Genomic DNA, 20,148 nt, shown 5'->3' with positions numbered 1-20,148 from the left:
CTATGAAATTTACCGTTGAACGTGAACACTTATTAAAACCGCTGCAGCAGGTGAGTGGCCCATTAGGCGGCCGCCCTACGCTGCCTATTCTCGGTAACCTGCTGCTGCAGGTTACCGAGGGAACGCTGTCGCTGACCGGCACCGATCTTGAGATGGAAATGGTCGCTCGCGTGACGCTGTCTCAGCCGCATGAAGCGGGGGCGACGACGGTTCCGGCGCGTAAGTTATTTGATATCTGCCGTGGCCTACCGGAAGGGGCAGAAATTGCCGTGCAGCTCGAAGGCGATCGCATGCTGGTGCGCTCTGGCCGCAGCCGTTTCTCGCTCTCCACGCTTCCGGCTATCGACTTCCCGAATCTGGACGACTGGCAGAGTGAAGTTGAATTCACCCTGCCGCAGGCGACCATGAAACGCCTGATTGAAGCCACCCAGTTCTCGATGGCGCATCAGGACGTTCGCTACTATTTAAACGGCATGCTGTTTGAAACTGAAGGTGAAGAGCTGCGTACCGTCGCCACTGATGGCCACCGTCTGGCGGTGTGCTCGATGCCAATTGGCGTCACGTTGCCGAACCATTCGGTGATCGTGCCGCGTAAAGGTGTCATTGAGCTGATGCGTATGCTCGACGGCGGCGAAAACCCGCTGCGCGTGCAGATCGGTAGCAACAACATCCGTGCCCACGTCGGTGATTTTATCTTTACCTCTAAGCTGGTTGATGGCCGTTTCCCGGATTATCGCCGCGTATTGCCGAAGAATCCGGACAAAACTCTGGAAGCGGGCTGCGATATTCTCAAGCAGGCGTTTGCCCGTGCGGCGATCCTCTCGAACGAGAAGTTCCGTGGCGTGCGTCTGTATGTGAGCGAAAACCAGCTTAAAATCACCGCGAATAACCCGGAGCAGGAAGAGGCCGAAGAGATCCTCGACGTCACTTATGCTGCCGGTACCGAAATGGAAATCGGCTTTAACGTCAGCTACGTGCTGGACGTGCTGAATGCGCTGAAGTGCGAGAACGTTCGCATTCTGCTCACGGACTCCGTTTCAAGCGTACAGATTGAAGATGCTGCCAGCCAAAGCGCGGCGTATGTTGTCATGCCAATGAGACTGTAATGTCGCTGACCCGCCTGTTGATCCGCGACTTTCGCAATATCGAAAGCGCGGATCTTGCCTTATCCCCCGGCTTTAATTTCCTGGTTGGCGCCAACGGCAGCGGCAAAACCAGCGTGCTGGAAGCCATCTATACCCTCGGCCATGGTCGGGCATTTCGCAGTTTGCAGATTGGCCGCGTTATTCGCCACGAACAGGAAGCCTTTGTGCTTCATGGCCGTTTACAGGGTGAAGCGCGTGAAACCGCCATCGGCCTGACCAAAGATAAGCACGGCGACAGCAAGGTGCGCATTGACGGCACGGACGGGCATAAGGTGGCCGAGCTGGCACTGCTGATGCCGATGCAGCTGATCACCCCCGAGGGGTTTACTTTACTCAACGGCGGCCCCAAATACAGAAGAGCGTTCCTCGACTGGGGATGCTTCCATAACGAGGCGGGTTTTTTTAACGCCTGGAGCAACCTCAAACGTCTGCTCAAACAGCGTAACGCCGCGTTACGCCAGGTGACCCGCTACGCCCAGCTGCGGCCGTGGGATAAAGAACTTATCCCACTGGCGGAGCAAATCAGCCGGTGGCGCGCCGAATACAGTGCAGGCATCGCCGAAGATATGGCCGACACCTGCAAACAGTTTTTACCGGAGTTTTCTCTCAGTTTCTCCTTCCAGCGCGGCTGGGAGAAAGAGACCGACTATGCCGAGGTGCTGGAGAGAAGCTTCGAGCGCGACCGCATGCTGACCTATACTGCGCACGGCCCGCACAAGGCGGATTTCCGCATTCGTGCTGACGGTGCGCCGGTTGAAGATACTTTATCGCGCGGGCAGCTCAAGCTCCTGATGTGTGCGCTGCGCCTGGCGCAGGGGGAGTTTTTAACCCGCGAAAGCGGACGACGCTGCCTGTATCTGATTGATGATTTTGCCTCGGAACTTGACGATGCGCGGCGCGGGCTGCTTGCCAGCCGCTTAAAAGCCACGCAGTCGCAGGTTTTCGTCAGCGCCATCAGCGCTGAGCACGTAATGGACATGTCGGACAAAAATTCGAAGATGTTCACCGTGGAAAAGGGTAAAATAACGGATTAACCCAAGAATAAATGAGCGAGAAACGTTGATGTCGAATTCTTATGACTCCTCCAGTATCAAAGTCCTGAAAGGGCTGGATGCGGTACGTAAGCGCCCGGGTATGTATATCGGCGATACGGATGACGGCACCGGTCTGCACCACATGGTATTCGAGGTTGTGGATAACGCTATCGACGAAGCACTCGCGGGTCACTGTAAAGATATCGTGGTGACGATCCACGCCGACAACTCCGTCTCCGTAACCGATGATGGCCGTGGGATCCCAACCGGTATCCACCCGGAAGAGGGCGTCTCTGCGGCAGAAGTAATCATGACCGTTCTGCACGCAGGCGGTAAATTCGATGATAACTCCTATAAAGTTTCCGGCGGCCTGCACGGCGTAGGCGTGTCAGTGGTTAACGCCCTGTCGCAGAAGCTGGAACTGCTGATCCGCCGCGAAGGCAAAGTGCATCAGCAAACCTACGTCCACGGCGTACCTCAGGCCCCCCTGGCGGTTACCGGTGACACCGACGCGACCGGGACGCAGGTCCGTTTCTGGCCAAGCCATGAAACGTTCAGCAACGTGGTGGAATTCGAATACGACATTCTGGCCAAGCGTCTGCGCGAGCTGTCATTCCTGAACTCCGGCGTCTCTATCCGCCTGCGCGACAAGCGCGACGGCAAAGAAGACCACTTCCATTACGAAGGCGGTATCAAGGCGTTCGTTGAGTACCTGAACAAGAACAAAACGCCAATTCACCCAAATATCTTCTATTTCTCTACCGAGAAAGACGGTATCGGTGTGGAAGTGGCGCTGCAGTGGAACGACGGTTTCCAGGAAAACATCTACTGCTTTACCAACAACATCCCACAGCGTGATGGCGGTACCCACCTTGTTGGCTTCCGTACGGCGATGACCCGTACCCTGAACGCCTACATGGACAAAGAAGGCTACAGCAAAAAAGCGAAAGTCAGCGCCACCGGTGATGATGCCCGTGAAGGCCTGATTGCCGTGGTGTCCGTGAAGGTACCGGATCCGAAGTTCTCCTCTCAGACTAAAGATAAGCTGGTCTCTTCCGAGGTGAAGACGGCAGTTGAACAGCAGATGAACGAACTGCTGAGCGAATACCTGCTGGAAAACCCGTCCGACGCGAAAATCGTGGTCGGCAAAATCATCGATGCGGCACGTGCTCGTGAAGCGGCACGTCGTGCACGTGAAATGACCCGTCGTAAAGGCGCACTGGACCTGGCAGGCCTGCCGGGCAAACTGGCTGACTGTCAGGAACGCGACCCGGCACATTCCGAACTGTACTTAGTGGAAGGGGACTCTGCGGGCGGCTCTGCAAAACAGGGGCGTAACCGTAAGAACCAGGCGATCCTGCCGTTGAAAGGTAAAATCCTCAACGTTGAGAAAGCGCGCTTTGACAAAATGCTCGCCTCTCAGGAAGTCGCAACGCTTATCACCGCGCTGGGCTGCGGCATTGGCCGTGACGAATACAACCCGGACAAGTTGCGCTATCACAGCATTATCATCATGACCGATGCGGACGTCGACGGCTCGCACATCCGTACGCTGCTGTTGACCTTCTTCTACCGTCAGATGCCAGAAATCGTTGAGCGCGGCCATGTCTACATTGCCCAGCCGCCGCTGTATAAAGTGAAGAAAGGCAAGCAGGAACAGTACATTAAAGACGATGAAGCGATGGATCAGTATCAGCTCTCTATCGCTCTGGATGGCGCGACTCTGCATACCACTGAAGGCGCACCTGCCCTGGCGGGTGAAGTGTTAGAGAAGCTGGTTTCTGAATACAACGCGACGCAGAAGATGATTGGCCGTATGGAGCGTCGCTTCCCGCGCACGCTGCTGAAAGCGTTGGTCTATCAGCCGACGCTGTCCGAAGCCGATCTCAGCAGCGAGCAGGCGGTTACCCGTTGGGTAAACACCCTGGTCAGCGATCTGAACGAGAACGAGCAGCACGGCAGCCAGTGGAAGTTCGACATCACTGAAAATACCGAACTGCAGCTGTTCGAGCCGGTGATCCGCGTCCGTACCCACGGTGTAGATACTGACTATCCGCTGGATCAGGAGTTTGTGACCGGTGCGGAATATCGCCGTATCTGTACGCTTGGCGAGAAGCTGCGCGGCCTGATCGAAGATGATGCCTTCATCGAGCGTGGCGAACGCCGTCAGCCGGTTGCCAGCTTCGAGCAGGCGCTGGAATGGCTGGTGAAAGAGTCCCGTCGTGGTCTGTACATTCAGCGTTATAAAGGTCTGGGCGAAATGAACCCAGAGCAGCTGTGGGAAACCACCATGGATCCGGAAAGCCGCCGCATGTTGCGCGTGACCGTTAAGGACGCCATCGCTGCTGATCAACTGTTCACCACCCTGATGGGTGACGCCGTAGAACCGCGTCGCGCCTTTATCGAAGAGAACGCCCTGAAAGCGGCGAATATCGATATCTAAGCCGTTTGTTCCCCGGTGGCGCTAGCGCTTATCGGGGTTACAGGTTTCACAGGCCCGGTAAGCGCTAGCGCCACCGGGCTTTTCTTTGTCTGCAAAAGAGGAATCCTGCTTCCCCTTTCTATCCCCCTTTTCTTTGCTGTTTTTTGAGCGGAATCGCGTTAGCATGAGAAAAGACTCATTCCAACCGGGGATCCCATGGCTATCAAACTCATTGCAATCGATATGGACGGTACGCTGTTACTGCCAGACCACACCATTTCTCCAGCCGTTAAAAGCGCGATTGCTGCCGCACGTGCGCAGGGCGTGAACGTGGTGCTGACTACCGGTCGCCCATACGCAGGTGTGCACAGCTACCTGAAAGAGCTGCACATGAATGAGCCGGGTGATTACTGCATCACTTACAACGGCGCGCTGGTGCAGAAAGCCGCCGACGGCAGCACCGTGGCGCAAACCGCGCTGAGCTATGACGACTACCGGTATCTGGAACAACTCTCCCGCGATGTGGGCTCGCACTTCCATGCGCTCGATCGCAACACCTTGTACACTGCTAACCGCGACATCAGTTATTACACCGTGCACGAGTCTTTCGTTGCCACCATCCCGCTGGTGTTCTGTGAAGCGGAAAATATGGATCCGGCGACCCAGTTCCTGAAAGTGATGATGATTGACGAGCCTGCGATTCTGGATCAGGCCATCGCCCGCATTCCGGCGGACGTAAAAGAGAAATATACCGTGCTGAAAAGTGCGCCATACTTCCTCGAAATTCTGGATAAACGCGTCAATAAAGGCACCGGCGTGAAGTCGCTGGCCGATGCGCTGGGGATCCAGCCGGAAGAGATCATGACCCTCGGGGATCAGGAAAACGACATTGCGATGCTGGAGTACGCAGGCTTAGGCGTGGCAATGGAAAACGCGATCCCGTCGGTGAAAGAGGTGGCTAACTTCGTCACCAAATCTAACCTCGAGGACGGCGTGGCGTATGCCATTGAGAAGTTTGTGCTGAACTAAGCCCCTTCTTGCTATACCCTGATGCGACATCCGCGCATCAGGGTATCCTCATGAAACAAATCACTTTCGCTCCCCGCCATCACCAGTTGACCAACACCCGTACCTGGACTGCAGACAGCCTGTGGCTGGCCTTTGACGTGCGTCCATCCGGAGCGTCGTTTACCGGCGAAACCATCGAACGGGTTAACGTCAGTACCGGTGAAGTCGACGTGATTTATCGCGCCACAAACGACGCGTATGTCGGTGTGGTGACTGTGCATCCAACGGACGATAGGTACGTTTTCATCCACGGCCCGCAACATCCGGATGCCTGCTGGCAGTATGATTTTCACCACCGCCAGGGGGTGATTGCGAAACAGGGGCAGGTGAGCAATCTGGATGCGATGGATATCACTGCGCCCTTCACCCCAGGCGCACTGCGCGGCGGCAGCCATGTGCATGTGTATAGCCCTGACGGGCAGTTTGTCAGCTTTACCTATAATGACCATATGCTGCGCACCCTGGATCCGAAGCTGGATTTGCGTAATGTGGGTGTCGCGGCACCCTTTGGCCCGGTGACGCCTGGCGGCCATCATCCACGCGAATATGCCGGAACACACTGGAGCGTGCTGGTGAGCCGCACAACGCCGGAACCGACGCCGGGCAGCGATGAGATCAACCGCGCCTACGAAGAGGGCTGGGTCGGCAACGATCGGTTGGCCTTTATCGGCGACACCCTGTCCGTAGACGGTGGAAAAGTGCCAGAGCTGTTTATTGTCGATCTCCCGCAAAGTGAGCAGGGCTGGAAGCGGGCGGGCAACGCGCCGCTCGAAGGTACAACGGTGAGCATGCCCGCACCGCCGGCAGGTGTTGAACAGCGTCGTTTAACCCATACCCACGATGCCCGCTTCCCGGGGCTTATGAATGCGCCGCGCCACTGGGTGCGCAGCAACCCGCAGGCGAGCGCGATCGCGTTTTTGATGCGAGATGATAACGGCGTGGTGCAGATTTGGTTGATTGCGCCGGATGGCGACCAGCTTCGTCAGCTGACGCATAACGAAAGCGATATCCAGTCGGCCTTTAACTGGCATCCGGCGGGGCACTCGCTGGGGTTTGTGCTGAATAATCGCATTGCGCGCTGCGATGCCGTGTCCGGAAAAGTCACCTGGCTGACGTCCGATCACGGCAATCCACCGTCCGGTGATGCGGTGGTCTGGTCCCCGGATGGACGTTATCTGGCCTGGATGGAAGAGGTCGACGGTTTCCGTCAGCTGTGGGTGACGGAAACCGGGCAGTAACTAGCGGACGGGCATCTCAGCGGGTGGGATCACGGCGTTGGTCGCCAGCGTCTCCTGCTCGCTTTGCTCCACGCGGGAGCGCACGGATTTATCGGTGCGGAACAGGTCCCACGGCAGCAGAAGCGTGTCGACAACGGCGGTGAACGGCATATCCAGTACCACCAGGGATTTGGTGCCCCAGTTAGTGTCATCATCTGTCAACATGTTCGCGCTGGCGCGCGTGCCGGGATATGTTCCTTCCTTGCCGCCGGTGTGAGACATCACGCTCGAACACCCGCAAAGCACAACTGCTGCGCTGAACGTCGTCAGCTTTATCAGAACATTTTTCATCATTCGTCAGTCATCATCAATGGCTCGGAACCGGCCTGCTCCCCGGTTATAACGGGCCATGCTCAAAATGAATAGTTGAAAAGTACCGCTCTGTGGCACCCATCGCATTTTACCTTTCGTGCTGTAGACCCAGTCTATGCCAGTCGCTGTAAAGTGCAAAAATTTCTCGTTAACCTGCTCTTGAAAAGATCGGAACCAGACCCATTTTAGAAGAGTATCCATGAACAAACGCGCCTGATGGGCGTTTGGGATACGCCAGCCTGTCCACGGTGGAAGGCGACAATTCTTGCTGATTTCAGGAGTATTAACTGTATGCGTAACTTCGATCTTTCTCCGCTTTATCGTTCAGCCATCGGCTTTGATCGTCTGTTTAATCATTTAGAAAATAATTCAAGCCAGAGCAATGGCTACCCGCCATATAACGTTGAATTGGTTGACGAAAACCACTATCGCATTGCGATTGCCGTAGCCGGTTTCGCGGAAAGCGAACTGGAGATCACGGCCCAGGATAATCTGCTGGTGGTGAAAGGCGCGCACGCGGGCGAGCAGAAAGAGCGTACCTACCTGTATCAGGGCATCGCGGAACGTAACTTTGAACGTAAGTTCCAGTTAGCCGAGAACATTCACGTTCACGGTGCGAACCTGGTTAACGGCCTGCTTTATGTGGATCTGGAACGTGTTATTCCGGAAGCGCAAAAACCGCGCCGTATCGAAATTAACTAATGATTCGGGTCGCTGCTGCGGCCCAGACTGAATGCTTGCCGAATCGGGAGCAGAGGTGGATCCATGAGGATTTGCCGGGACAACTGCGCACAAAAAACTGTGCCGAACTCGCTTCTCAGAAGGAGAATGACTATGCGTAATTACGACTTATCCCCGCTGCTGCGCCAGTGGATTGGTTTTGACAAACTGGCCACCGCGCTGCAAAGCACCCCTGAAAGCCAGGCGTTCCCGCCGTACAACATCGAAAAGAGCGACGATAACCACTATCGTATTACGCTCGCCGTGGCGGGATTCAGCCAGCAGAACCTTGATATTCAGCTCGAAGGCACGCGCCTGACGGTGAAAGGTACGCCGGAAAAACCCGAGACCGAAACCAAATGGCTGCATCAGGGTCTGGTGACCCAGCCGTTCAGCCTGAGCTTTACGCTCGCAGAACATATGGAAGTCACCGGGGCTACCTTCACTAACGGGCTGCTGCATATCGACATCACCCGCAACGTGCCCGAAGAGATTGCGCCGAAGCGGATCGCCATTAGCGAACGTCCGGCATTGAACAGCTAACGATACAGCCCCGCCTCGGCGGGGCTTCTTTTTGTGCGCCATCGCCCATACAACCGGTCAGACCTCTGCGAGAATCCCTGCTAACTCTACTGTTATTCACAGGGATGCCGTCATGAGTGAAATTGCGTTAACGGTCAGTGTGCTGGCGTTGGTTGCGGTGGTCGGGCTGTGGATAGGGAATGTCAAAATCCGCGGCGTCGGGTTTGGCATTGGCGGCGTGCTGTTCGGTGGTATCTTCATCGGCCATTTTGTCGACCAGCTCGGCATCTCCCTGAGCGCGGAGATGCTGCACTTCATTCAGGAATTTGGCCTGATCCTCTTCGTTTACACCATCGGCATCCAGGTCGGGCCGGGCTTTTTCGCTTCGCTGCGCGTTTCCGGTTTGCGGCTCAACCTTTTTGCGCTGGGGATCGTGGTGATGGGCGGGCTGGTCACCGCCCTGCTGCATAAAATGTTTGCCATTCCGCTGCCGGTGGTGCTGGGGATATTCTCCGGTGCGGTCACCAACACCCCTGCGCTGGGGGCGGGACAGCAAATTCTGCGCGATCTGGGTATCGAGCCTGGAATTGTGGATCAGATGGGCATGAGCTATGCCATGGCCTACCCGTTCGGCATCTGCGGAATTTTGCTGACTATGTGGCTGGTACGGCTGCTGTTTCGTGTAGATGTTGAGCACGAAGCCCGACAGCATGAGTCGACGCTCACCCACGGTCATGCGCTGATCAAAACCATCAACATCCGCGTGGAAAACCCCAACCTGAACAATATGGCGATTCAGGATGTGCCAATCCTCAATAGCGTCAATATTATCTGCTCTCGACTGAAGCGTGAGCAGACCCTGATGGTGCCATCGCCCGGGACGGTGATCCAAACCGGCGATCTACTGCACCTGGTTGGCCAGCCGGTGGATCTGCACAACGCCCAGCTGGTGATCGGTCAGGAAGTTGAGACCTCACTCTCCACGCGCGGCACCGATATGCGCGTCGAGCGGGTGGTGGTGACCAACGAGCAGGTTTTAGGGAAGAAAATCCGTGAACTACAGGTAAAAGAGCGCTATGACGTGGTGATCTCGCGTCTAAATCGTGCCGGAGTGGAGCTGGTCGCCAGCCCCGATGCCAGCCTGCAGTTTGGCGACATTCTGAATCTGGTCGGGCGCCCGGCGTCGATTGATGCCGTCGCCAATATGGTGGGTAACGCGCAACAAAAACTGCAGCAGGTGCAGATGCTGCCGGTGTTTATCGGCATCGGCCTTGGCGTGCTGCTCGGCTCCATTCCGCTGTACGTGCCAGGGTTCCCGGTGGCGCTCAAGCTGGGGCTGGCTGGCGGGCCGCTGATCATGGCCCTGATCCTTGGGCGCATCGGCTGTATCGGTAAGCTCTACTGGTTTATGCCGCCAAGTGCGAACCTCGCCCTACGCGAGCTGGGGATCGTGCTGTTTCTGGCGGTGGTGGGGCTCAAATCGGGCGGTGACTTTGTCGAAACCCTGACCGCAGGCGATGGGATCAGCTGGATTGGCTACGGCATCGTGATTACCGCCGTGCCGCTGCTGACCGTCGGTATCCTGGCGCGCTTGTTCACGAAGATGAACTACCTGACGCTATGCGGCATGCTGGCCGGTTCGATGACCGATCCGCCTGCGCTGGCTTTTGCCAACAACCTGCATGCCACCAGCGGGGCGGCGGCGCTCTCCTACGCCACGGTTTATCCGCTGGTGATGTTTATGCGCATTATCACGCCGCAGCTGCTGGCGGTGCTGTTCTGGGGGATAGGCTAAGGTGGGAATTACTGCTCCGGATACGCTATATTGCCGTTGTTTTGGGCGACAGGCAGACAGGAGTGGTCATGAAAATTTCCCGCCTCGGCGAAGCGCCGGATTATCGCTTCTCGCTGGCAAACGAGCGTACCTTTCTGGCGTGGATACGCACCGCGCTGGGTTTTCTGGCTGCCGGTGTCGGCCTCGACCAGCTGGCCCCCGATTTTGCCACGCCGGTTATTCGCCAGCTGCTGGCGCTGCTGCTGTGCTTGTTCTCTGGGGGGCTTGCGATCTACGGCTACCTGCGCTGGCTGCGAAATGAACAGGCGATGCGCCTGAAAGAGGATCTGCCCTATACCCACAGCCTGCTGATTATCAGCCTGATCCTGATGGTGGTGGCGGTGGTGGTCATGGGGCTGGTGCTGTATGGCGGATAGCCGCAAGGCGCGTCGGCTGGCCGATCCCGGTTTGCAGCCGGAGCGCACCTCGCTGGCCTGGTTTCGCACCCTGCTGGGCTACGGTGCCTTAATGGTGCTGGCGATTAAGCATAACTGGCAGCAGGCGGGCGCGCTGTTTTGGGTCTCGCTGGGGATACTGGCGATTGTGGCGCTGGTGCTCTGGTACTACACCCGCAGCCGTAATCTGATGGATGTGGCCCAGTATGACTTTTCAGCATCGCGCTCGGTGCGTATTAAATTTATGATCGCCCTCGCAGTGTTATCCCTCGCATTACTGTTTGCTGCTACCCATGTTAATCGTCTCATTACTGTTATCAGGGAACTCTCATGACAGGATGTCATATTAAGGCGAAGCCCGTGCCTTTCACGCTGCAAATGGTGGTGGATCGTCAGAACAGCCAGCAACCGGAGCGGCTGTATCGCACTCTGCGCGCGCAGGGCAAACCGTCTCTGCAGTTTATTCCCCTGCAGGATCGCGATAACCCGGATGCGATTACCGACTGTCAGTGGGGTGCATTTCTGTCGGCGGTGTTTGATGTCTGGGTGCGGGAAGATATAGGTCGCGTCGTTGTGCCGCTTTTTGATTTGACGCTGGCGGTGTGGCGCGACACGCCGTCAACCTGCGCACAGCGGGAACACACGGCATTGCCCCCGGAGTGCCAGACCTGCATGGCGCGCCCGCTGTGCAGCAGCGATGGCCCGACGCAGCGGACAGACGGTAAAAGCATGCTGTGCGCGGGGTATCAGGCCTTTTTCCGCCACAGCGCCCCGCATATGCGGGTGATGCGCGATTTAATCCGCCATCACCGTTCGCCAATTGAGCTGATGGCCCTGCTGTACCAGAGCCGCTAGGTTACTGCCCTTTCGCCAGATACTTTGCCATCTCGTCGTCCGGGACCATGCCGCCGCCGGTGGCCCACACCAGATGGGTCGCGTTCTCCAGCGGATAGCGACCGGAGGCGGCGAGGCGTACCGGCCCGGCCATGCCCGCCAGCGCCGACGGCTCAAGGCGAATGTTTTCCTCTTGCGCCAGCCAGCCCAGCATGTTGTACATGCTCTGATCCGAGAGGGTGTAAAACCCATCAAGCAGGCGCTCCATTGCGCGGCCGACAAAGCCGGAGGCACGGCCGACCGCCAGGCCATCGGCTGCGGTGAGGTTATCAATCCCCAGATCCTGCACCGCAATCTCATCGTGCAGGCCGGTATACACCCCCAACAGCATGCACGGAGAGTGCGTCGGCTCGGCAAAGAAGCAGTGTACGTGATCGCCAAAGGCCAGCTTCAGCCCAAATGCCACCCCGCCAGGCCCGCCGCCCACGCCGCACGGCAGATAGACAAACAGCGGGTGATCTGCATCTACCACCCGGCCCTGTTCGGCGAACTGCGCTTTCAGGCGCTCGCCCGCCACGGCATAGCCTAAGAACAGGGTGTGGGAGTTTTCATCGTCGATAAAGAAGCAGTTCGGATCGCTTTCGGCCGCTTTGCGCCCTTGCTCCACCGCGACGCCGTAATCCTGTTCGTACTCAACAACCGTCACCCCGTGGCTGCGCAGTTTGGCTTTTTTCCACTCCCGGGCGTCGGCGGACATATGCACCGTCACCTTAAAGCCGACGCGGGCGCTGGCGATGCCAATGGAGAGCCCCAGATTGCCGGTCGAACCGACCGCAATGCTGTGACGGCCAAAGAACTCACGGTATTCCGGCTGGAGCAGCTTGCTGTAGTCATCCTCAAGGGATAACAACCCGGCGGCCAGCGCCAGTTTTTCGGCGTGGGCCAGCACTTCATAGATACCGCCGCGGGCTTTAATCGAGCCCGAAATCGGCAGGTGGCTGTCTTTTTTGAGCAGCAGGGTGCCGGGGATCGTCATCCCGGTCTCTTTTTCCAGCCGCGGGTGCATGGCTGGAAGGGCGACCAGCGGGGATTCGATAATGCCGTGATTGTCTGCCGTTTCCGGGAAGGCTTTCGCCAGCCAGGGGGCAAAGCGCGCCAGTCGGGCATGGGCATCGTCCACATCCGCCTGCGTCAACCCCACCCACGGCAGCCCTTCGGTAAGGGTGGTGGCTTTCGGGTTAAACCAGGTCGTCTCTTTCAGGGCGATCAGGTCCTCAACCAGAGGATACTGGGCGATTAAGGTGGTGATTTTTGCGTTTTCCATAAGAGATCTCTTCGCGCTAGATAATAAAAGAAAGCAGGAACGTGCCGCCAAGTGCAAGCACCGAAGCGATAAAAGTCGCCGTCGTATAGTATTTGAAGGTCTCATTCAGGCTGGCGCCACAGTACTGCTTCACCAGCCAGAAGAGTGAATCGGTGACGATCGTGAAGCCAATGGCTCCGGAACCGATGGCAATGGTGATGATCTCCGGACTGACGTTTGGGTAGAGTGGCAGCATCGGGGCGACAATCGCCGTCGCACCCATCATCGCCACCGTGGCAGACCCCACCGCTGCGTGCAGGATCAGTGCCACCAGCCAGGCAAGCAGGATCGGATGCATATGCAGATTCGACAGAATCAACGCCAGCGTATCGGCTAAACCGCTGGTTTTGAGGATCGCGTTAAACGCCCCGCCCGCGCCAATAATCAGCAGAATATTGGCGATCGATCCAAAACCGTTTTCGGTATGGGTCAGCAGGGTAGCCATCCCCATCTGCTGACGCAGCCCCAGCAGGTAGTAGGCGACAAACACCGCAATAAACATCGCCGTGATCGGGTTGCCGATAAACTCCAGCAGCGTATACAAGGTGCCGGTTTTCGCCATATTCAGTTCGGCGAGGGTTTTCACCAGCATCAGGCCGATGGGCAGCAGGACGGTAAACAGCGTGGCACCCAGCGACGGCAGGGTATGCTCCTCCCGCACTTTCAGGTCTGAAAATTCAGCCGGAACGGATTTAAACGGCAGGCGGTTACCCAGCAGCTTCAGGAACAGCGGGCCGCCGATCAGGGAAGCCATCAGCCCGACCAGCAGGCCATAGACGATCACCGTCCCGACATCGGCACCCAGCTTATTGGTGACAAACAGCGCCGCCGGGTGCGGCGGCACCACGCAGTGCACCGCCATTAGTGCGGTACAGAGCGGGATTGCCAGTTTGAGCAGCGAAGTATGGGTCTTTTTGGCGATGGAGAAGGCCAGCGGGATCAGCAGCACCACGCCCACTTCAACGAACAGCGTAATGCCGCAAATCATCCCCACCAGCACCATGATCACATCGACAGAGAGCCAGCGGCAGCGCTGTAGCGTCAGGCCAATCCGCTCCGCCGCCCCCGACACTTCCATCATTTTGCCCAGAATAGTGCCAAGGCCGATGACCGCCGCCAGAAAGCCCAGCGTGCCGCCGATGCCGCTCTCAATGGCGTTGACCATATCCAGCGGACTCATCCTCATCATGCTGCCGACAAAAAAGCTCGCCAGCAGCAGGGCGAGGAACGGGTGAAACTTCAGTTTTACGATAGTAAACACAATCAGCACGATGCTTATTAGCAGCGTGGCCACAACCCAGACCGGAGATCCCATATCTCACCTCACCCTCAAGTAATCTGCGGGTATTGGACGAAAAAACCGCCGGGGCTGACAAACGATATAAATTACGGCTCACATGAGCCAGATTGGATCAACTGAGTGACATTCCTCTAAAAAATGCATTTATAGCGTCGTTGGTTCTCATTTTCTCATCTTTAACGGGTATTCTGGGGGCAGATATGAGGCAAAAGAGAGCAGGGTGATGAACGAGGGCAATGAGGCGAGACATCGCTTACTGAATGGCTGGCAGCTGTCGAAGATGCACACCTTTGAAGTGGCCGCGCGACACGAGTCGTTCGCGCTGGCGGCAGAAGAGCTGTCCCTGAGCCCGAGTGCGGTAAGCCATCGGATGAACCTGCTGGAAGAGGAGTTGGGGATTGCGCTGTTTGTCCGCTCACACCGTAAAGTGGAGCTGACCCAGGAGGGAAAGCGCGTCTACTGGACCCTGAAATCGTCGCTGGATACCCTGAATCAGGAGATCCTCGACATTAAAAACCAGGCCCTTTCCGGCACGCTGACCGTCTATTCGCGCCCGTCGATTGCCCAGTGCTGGCTGGTACCGATGTTGGGTGACTTTACCCGCCGCTATCCGTCTATCTCGCTCACCATCCTGACCGGGAATGATTACGTTAATATGCAGCGAACCGGCATCGATCTGGCGCTCTACTTCGACGATATGCCGCCAACTCAGCTCTCACACCACTTTTTAATGGATGAGGCGATCCTGCCTGTCTGCTCACCGGATTATGCCCGCGAGCATCAGCTGCTGAGCAATCCCGATAACCTGCGCCACTGCACGCTGCTGCACGACAGACAGGCCTGGAGTAACGATTCCGGTACTGACGAGTGGTTTAGCTGGGCGCAACATTTTGCGGTGAACTTGCCGCCATCGGCGGGAATTGGATTCGATCGTTCAGATTTAGCGGTGATCGCCGCCATCAACCACGTTGGCGTGGCGATGGGGCGAAAACGGCTGGTGCAGAAGCGTCTGGATCGTGGTGAGCTGATCGCGCCGTTTGGCGAGCAGACCCTGAAATGCCACCAGCACTATTACGTGTCGACGCTGTCCGGGCGTCAGTGGCCAAAAATTGATGCCTTTATCCACTGGTTGAAAGAAAAGGCGACCTGATTACACCGCCTGTTCGTGATGTGAAACGCGGGAGGCCAGCGGCAGCCAGCACAGCAAAATCAGCAGGCCCATTAACGTCATCAGCAAGCCCAGGCTTGCCTGCCCGTTTTGCGGCAGCATTGCGGAGAGCCAGGCCAGCGCGCCCGAGCCGATATTCTGCAGGCCACCCACCAGCGCCCCGGCGGTACCCGCGAGGAACGGGAACGGCTCCATCGCGCCGCTGGTCGCCAGCGGGAACAACATCCCCGCGCCAAAGAAGAACAGCGCCGCCGGGATCAGCAGGGTCCAGACGGTCATCACCCCGAACAGGCCTGGGATCCACATCATCAACCCCGCCAGCAGACAGCTCACCACCGCCTGCCACATCAGGGTAGAAAAGCGTTTATTGGCGCGTCCGGCAAACCAGGCGCCGAAAAACGCCGCCGGGATCGGCAGAATAAACAGAATACTCACCACCATGCTGCTGAGACCGAGCCCCGCACCCAGAAGTACCCCGGAGCTGGCCTCGAATACGGCGATGCCCGCCAGGCCGCCGATCAGCATCAGCACGTAACAGGTAAAGGCGCCGTTGCCGAACAGAATTTTGTAGCTGGTCAGCAACTTCGTGCGCGGCGCATCCGTTGGTCGGGTTTCCGGCATCCAGCGCGCCATGCTGAAGGTCACAATCACGCACAGCACCAGCAGGAAACCGTAACAGGCGCGCCAGGACCACATCGTATCCAGCAGGCCACCAATCAGCGGCGCCATCAGCGGGCTAACCAGAATGCCCATATTCAGCAGGCTGTTGGCATGCCGAAGCTGGCTGCCCTGATACATATCGCGCGGCAGGGTACGGGCCATCACGCCGCCCACCCCGGTGCCGACACCCTGCAATGCACTGGCAGCAATCAGCGTACTCAGGCTGTGAGTGGTCATCGCAATCAGGGTCGCGATCATAAAAATGGTCATACCGACGAGGATCACCGGGCGGCGACCGACGCGGTCCGAGAGCGGGCCGTAGAACAGCTGCGACACGCCATAGGTCAGCAGATAGGCGGCCATTACGCTCTGGACGGCCCCTTCACGTACCTGCAACGCCTTCGCCATGTCTGCAATCGCCGGGATATAAATGGTCTGCGCCATCTGACCGACGGCGACCAGCAGGACCAACATTAATAGTAAATTAACGTTCCGTTGTTTTTTCATGTCGCTGAATATGTTCTTAAATTATTGAGATAAAGAATAAGTAACTGCCTGTGGCGCAAAAGGCGGGGTGAATCTACCACAGTGAGGGGAGAAGTGGCGTGTCGCTAACTCTAATGGATAACGATGCAGAGGCAGGATTGCTCTACAACCTCCGGCAACATTTGTTGCCAAAAGGTTGAATACTGCGGATGGCGTTACTGGGTCAACAACGCCATCGCCGCCGCTTTTCTCTGTTTAAAATCCTTTATCAGGGCTTGTCGGCATTCTGCCTGCACCGAGGCTGACGAGTGGACGCAAGGTAATTGTTGGGTCCGATCCTGCAAAACGCCCACCGAATGGCCGGTATCGGGATCGATAACGGTAATCTTCTCTCCGGCGGTAGAACGTTCTGCCAGGGAATTTTCGTTATGCACCATATCGATGATGAATTGAATATCGTGGGTCGAAATGGGATAGGCCAGACCGGCAACGTAGCCAAGCATAGCCAGCGGTTTGACGTGTTTGCTCATGGCCTCGCCAAAATAAATCATGCGATACAAGAAATAGCTCCCCCAGGGTTCGCGTGCGCCAAGGGCACTGTGCATAAACCATGCTCGTGAGTCATGGATCTGGTCATCAAAGAGCGCCCTTGTCAGTCCTGCAGGGTCGTCAGCGCGCAGTTGCACTCCCGGTGGCGGAAATAGCGTTAGCAGATACCTTTCACCGTCCTCTTTAATGCGTCTGAATTCGACAGGGATATCGTCCTGGTTAAAGGCGTAAATAAAGCCGCGAAAACCATCCAGCGCGTTAAAGGTAAAACTTTTGGCCTGCGTGCGGGGCCGCTTCTGATAGTCCTCTTTGAACTCAATCGCCGCCTGCAGCAGCTGCGTCTGACCCAGCGCGGCATCAAAGCCTTTGGGGCCCGCAGCGAACAACGTGAACTCGCCATCTCTGGCATTCATTCGTTGTGCATGACGTATTTTTTCCAGTTCATTCAACGCTGTCTCATGATCCCTTTCCCGCTGCCGTCGGATAGCCGGGTCATTATCCTGATCTTGTTCGTTAGCGGCGGCAGCGGCGTAAAAGCGCTGCTGACGGAAGGTCTCATTGGCATAGCGGTTTATTCGCCAGGCGGTTAACCAGCCAATCTGCTGTTCTAATGCGTCGATAAGGTTGTGATCTGCACGTACGGGGGAGTATTGCGTGACGTGTTCGGCAGAAAGGGCTTCTTCAGAAGGCACCAGGCCGAGCGTGAGCTGTCGCCAGCCGTTGAAGCGTTTGATGATATCCGGGGAAATTTCGAATGCACGGCTAAGTTCTGTAGTTATGATGCGCCATGTGTTTTCTTTGAGATGTTCCGGGAGTGCATCTCGTAAGACTTTCAAAGGAGCTCCCGCAGCAAAACTGGCGGCATACATATCATGTAATGCAATTTGCGAAATTAAATATGCATCTTCATCTCCGCTGCCTTTACCCTGATCGCCCGGTGGATAGCCTCCGCCAATATCCGAATGCATCCCGGGATAGACCACTTCAACGCTGTTTTCCGGATAGCTCCCATCTTCCCGACAGACCGAATCCAGCGGAAAACAGAGGCGCTGTTCATGGGCGCTGACCATGTGCACGCAACGTTTAATCAGACCATTGTCCGGTAGCGCCAGCGTACCATCCGCCCAGCTCATATGGCCTTACGCGACGGGGCGATATGGGCGATACCTACTGAAGCAACGGTATCCATCAGCCCGAAGAACTCAACGCTTATGGGGATATTCCCCATGGCGGAAGGCAGACACAGCGGCTGGGGTTCCCCTTGTTCCGGGGGCGGTATGAGCGCGTTAAGCCAGTTTACGCAGGTTCTGGCAGCGGCTGCGCCACGGGAGAAACCGTAAATATAGAGTTTGATACCCATTAATCTGGCCTGACCTACGCCCGGCGTCGTTAGCGCTGTTTCAAGGGGTCTGCCAAGCTTGTTCAGAAGGCGGAAGAATTCCGAGCGGCGCTGATAATCTCCGACTATCTGAAACGATATCCAGGAAGTGGCCATCGCTTTCAGCGCCTGCCAGCTTTCACCATCGGATAGCTTACCCAACCTCAGCATTCTGCGCAGGGCATCCACTATCCGCAGCAGCCCCCAGTTAATGCGCTCCTCACCGTAGGCGGCGTATTGCAGACCTTCAGGGCTGTAATCAAGGTCCATTATTTCCGGGAAAGGGGTGCCCACGCCGGGAATATAGTATTTGTAATATTGATTGTTTGCCGATCCCTCTTGATCGACCAACACGGCATTTTTGTCTCCGGCGCCCCCGGCGTAGCCCTGGCCAATGGTTGCCCGGAATATGCGGGCAATATTGGTGGGGTGTGGCGGCGTGGCGTGATAAAGGTCGTAGTTCAGGTTATTGCCGGTGCCGTCAAAAAAGAGGCTGATATGGAGCGTTCTGCAACAGGGGGGAGCTACCCGCCAGCCTGCCGCCGCGCACAGTTCATTGTGGTAGGCGTGCTCAAGGTGCTCCTGTTGCCAGCGATTGCGCTCTGTCAGCGATTGAGCAGTGGGAAGCCTGCCGCTTTCCGGGAATTCTGGTGGATACCAGACGTTGTCAGGGTTTAATTTGGGCATACGCCGGGTTTCTCCATATAGACTGGCTCTTTAATCGGGTAGTCAGGATTGCCGTAGTCGGCACAGCTGGTGGTGACTTTTATCTGGTCGCAGGGTAGGAAATGGACGGTGATCCCGCAGGTTGGCTGACTGGTGTAGTCGGGGAGAGGGACAGTGCGGGTATGCGCTTTACTGATGGCTTTAAATTTGTCGAACCAGGCGTGATATTTATCTGAATAATCCTGCCAGGCCTTGTATCGCGCATCCCTGCCCATGCCTGTTGTATCAGGCTCCTTCGGCTTAGGCATTTCAGGCACGTCGCTGGCAAAGGCGACGCCAGTTTCCCAGTCCACCTGTACCGTCATCGTCGGGTCCCACGGCCTATCCACACCAAAGCAGCAACCGCCGCCGCCGCCCTGATACGGGCCGATAGCATCGAGACCGTTTACGCCATTGACGCTGAAGCGATTGATGGCCCAGCTGGTATGGTTAATGGCTTCAATGGTGCCACCGCCTCCGAACGGTGGGCTGTCGGTTGTCACCGGTTTGTCACACCCGGCCAGCAGCAGTGTGACGGCGACCAATGCGCTGTGTAGAAATTGCATTTGTTCTCCTTAACCAGAAATGACATTCCTTTTGTTCAGCTGTATTGATATTTGGTCTTTTCATCACGCACGGGCTAAAGAATAACCCTGCAATTAGCATGGCTAAATCTCTGCGTGTATTTTTCAGAATCGTTAAAGGAATTAATCGCTTAACCGCTAAGATGCGGATGAAATGACATGGGAGGCTCGACAACCGAAACGTGATCGCTGACGCATTTTTATGCAGATGAAAATAATTCCATTGTCACGTCTGAAAACCTGTGTTTGTATAAATCCACTCAATGATTCCAGAGACAGGTCCTCATGAACGCTTCCATCCTGACTTCGACCCTACTAAAAACTGCGCACCCAGCCGCAGTGGTCGTCGTGCGTGTGGTGGTGGTCGTCGGCAATGCGCCGTAGGGACTGAA

General features: G+C 56.7%; 20 protein-coding genes. 13 read left to right on the top strand and 7 right to left on the bottom strand.

From position 1 onward, the window contains the following. Positions 1 to 2: 2 nt before the first annotated feature. The 5 genes from dnaN to M8014_RS14115 all read left to right on the top strand — a co-directional run bounded on the left by dnaN (position 3) and on the right by M8014_RS14115 (position 6,907). The gene (gene dnaN / locus M8014_RS14135; RefSeq protein ID WP_271283052.1) at positions 3 to 1,106 is read left to right on the top strand and encodes a DNA polymerase III subunit beta; all 1,104 of its coding nucleotides are present in this window, start codon (positions 3 to 5) and stop codon (positions 1,104 to 1,106) included. Beyond that, on the top strand, positions 1,106 to 2,179 hold the full coding sequence (gene recF / locus M8014_RS14130; RefSeq protein ID WP_271266161.1) for a DNA replication/repair protein RecF: 1,074 nt from the start codon (positions 1,106 to 1,108) through the stop codon (positions 2,177 to 2,179). Before dnaN ends, recF begins: the two co-directional genes overlap by 1 nt. 28 nt (positions 2,180 to 2,207) lie before the next feature. Beyond that, positions 2,208 to 4,622 carry a DNA topoisomerase (ATP-hydrolyzing) subunit B gene (gene gyrB / locus M8014_RS14125; RefSeq protein ID WP_271283051.1) on the top strand — a complete coding sequence of 805 codons (2,415 nt, stop codon included), beginning with the start codon at positions 2,208 to 2,210 and terminating at the stop codon, positions 4,620 to 4,622. A 195-nt stretch (positions 4,623 to 4,817) separates the two neighbouring features. Further along, complete coding sequence (yidA, locus tag M8014_RS14120) at positions 4,818 to 5,630, top strand: sugar-phosphatase (protein WP_271283050.1); 813 nt, start codon at positions 4,818 to 4,820, stop codon at positions 5,628 to 5,630. A gap of 50 nt (positions 5,631 to 5,680) precedes the next feature. Next, positions 5,681 to 6,907, top strand: coding sequence for a YidR family protein (locus M8014_RS14115; RefSeq protein WP_271283049.1), 1,227 nt, complete (start codon positions 5,681 to 5,683; stop codon positions 6,905 to 6,907). Here M8014_RS14115 and M8014_RS14110 read toward each other — a convergent pair whose 3' ends face one another. Next, the gene (locus M8014_RS14110) at positions 6,908 to 7,240 is read right to left on the bottom strand and encodes a YceK/YidQ family lipoprotein (protein ID WP_271283048.1); all 333 of its coding nucleotides are present in this window, start codon (positions 7,238 to 7,240) and stop codon (positions 6,908 to 6,910) included. 309 nt (positions 7,241 to 7,549) lie between these two features. Between M8014_RS14110 and ibpA the strand changes: the two genes are divergently transcribed. The 6 genes from ibpA (at position 7,550) to M8014_RS14080 (ending at position 11,584) form a co-directional block, all read left to right on the top strand. Beyond that, positions 7,550 to 7,960 (top strand): small heat shock chaperone IbpA, encoded by a 411-nt coding sequence (gene ibpA / locus M8014_RS14105; RefSeq protein WP_271283047.1) that lies wholly within the window; start codon positions 7,550 to 7,552, stop codon positions 7,958 to 7,960. Positions 7,961 to 8,092: 132 nt separating this feature from the next. After that, on the top strand, positions 8,093 to 8,521 hold the full coding sequence (gene ibpB, locus M8014_RS14100; RefSeq protein ID WP_271283046.1) for a small heat shock chaperone IbpB: 429 nt from the start codon (positions 8,093 to 8,095) through the stop codon (positions 8,519 to 8,521). 112 nt (positions 8,522 to 8,633) lie between these two features. Beyond that, positions 8,634 to 10,295, top strand: coding sequence for a putative transporter (locus M8014_RS14095; protein ID WP_271283045.1), 1,662 nt, complete (start codon positions 8,634 to 8,636; stop codon positions 10,293 to 10,295). A gap of 68 nt (positions 10,296 to 10,363) precedes the next feature. Further along, complete coding sequence (locus M8014_RS14090; protein ID WP_271283044.1) at positions 10,364 to 10,711, top strand: YidH family protein; 348 nt, start codon at positions 10,364 to 10,366, stop codon at positions 10,709 to 10,711. Continuing rightward, positions 10,701 to 11,063, top strand: coding sequence for a DUF202 domain-containing protein (locus M8014_RS14085; protein WP_271283043.1), 363 nt, complete (start codon positions 10,701 to 10,703; stop codon positions 11,061 to 11,063). The genes M8014_RS14090 and M8014_RS14085 overlap by 11 nt, the downstream gene beginning before the upstream one ends. Beyond that, on the top strand, positions 11,060 to 11,584 hold the full coding sequence (locus M8014_RS14080; protein ID WP_271283042.1) for a radical SAM protein: 525 nt from the start codon (positions 11,060 to 11,062) through the stop codon (positions 11,582 to 11,584). Before M8014_RS14085 ends, M8014_RS14080 begins: the two co-directional genes overlap by 4 nt. Position 11,585: 1 nt before the next feature. On the opposite strand, the gene dsdA is transcribed toward M8014_RS14080, so the two are convergent. Both dsdA and dsdX read right to left on the bottom strand, forming a co-directional pair. Continuing rightward, complete coding sequence (gene dsdA / locus M8014_RS14075; protein WP_271283041.1) at positions 11,586 to 12,887, bottom strand: D-serine ammonia-lyase; 1,302 nt, start codon at positions 12,885 to 12,887, stop codon at positions 11,586 to 11,588. A gap of 16 nt (positions 12,888 to 12,903) precedes the next feature. After that, the gene (gene dsdX / locus M8014_RS14070; RefSeq protein WP_271283040.1) at positions 12,904 to 14,241 is read right to left on the bottom strand and encodes a D-serine transporter DsdX; all 1,338 of its coding nucleotides are present in this window, start codon (positions 14,239 to 14,241) and stop codon (positions 12,904 to 12,906) included. 208 nt (positions 14,242 to 14,449) lie between these two features. On the opposite strand from dsdX, the gene dsdC reads away from it, so the two are divergent. Beyond that, positions 14,450 to 15,376 (top strand): DNA-binding transcriptional regulator DsdC, encoded by a 927-nt coding sequence (gene dsdC / locus M8014_RS14065; protein WP_271283039.1) that lies wholly within the window; start codon positions 14,450 to 14,452, stop codon positions 15,374 to 15,376. Here the strand turns inward: dsdC and emrD are convergent, their stop codons facing one another. From emrD to M8014_RS14045, 4 genes are all read right to left on the bottom strand, one after another. Then, positions 15,377 to 16,561 (bottom strand): multidrug efflux MFS transporter EmrD, encoded by a 1,185-nt coding sequence (gene emrD / locus M8014_RS14060; protein WP_271283038.1) that lies wholly within the window; start codon positions 16,559 to 16,561, stop codon positions 15,377 to 15,379. A gap of 194 nt (positions 16,562 to 16,755) precedes the next feature. Beyond that, positions 16,756 to 18,222, bottom strand: coding sequence for a T6SS phospholipase effector Tle1-like catalytic domain-containing protein (locus M8014_RS14055; protein WP_271283037.1), 1,467 nt, complete (start codon positions 18,220 to 18,222; stop codon positions 16,756 to 16,758). Continuing rightward, entirely contained in the window at positions 18,219 to 19,154 is a 936-nt protein-coding gene (locus M8014_RS14050) for a DUF2235 domain-containing protein (protein WP_271283036.1), read from the bottom strand. Before M8014_RS14050 ends, M8014_RS14055 begins: the two co-directional genes overlap by 4 nt. Continuing rightward, positions 19,142 to 19,738, bottom strand: coding sequence for a Tli1a family immunity protein (locus tag M8014_RS14045; protein WP_271283035.1), 597 nt, complete (start codon positions 19,736 to 19,738; stop codon positions 19,142 to 19,144). The genes M8014_RS14050 and M8014_RS14045 overlap by 13 nt, the downstream gene beginning before the upstream one ends. 303 nt (positions 19,739 to 20,041) lie before the next feature. Here M8014_RS14045 and ivbL point away from each other — a divergent pair, with 303 nt between their 5' ends. After that, positions 20,042 to 20,140, top strand: coding sequence for an ilvB operon leader peptide IvbL (ivbL, locus tag M8014_RS14040; RefSeq protein WP_271283034.1), 99 nt, complete (start codon positions 20,042 to 20,044; stop codon positions 20,138 to 20,140). Positions 20,141 to 20,148 lie beyond the last annotated feature (8 nt).

Source organism: Silvania hatchlandensis, assembly GCF_025564065.1.
Lineage (GTDB): Bacteria > Pseudomonadota > Gammaproteobacteria > Enterobacterales > Enterobacteriaceae > Enterobacter > Enterobacter hatchlandensis.
The sequence above is the reverse complement of the archived record's forward strand: the minus strand, read 5'-3'. Positions and strand labels throughout refer to the sequence as shown.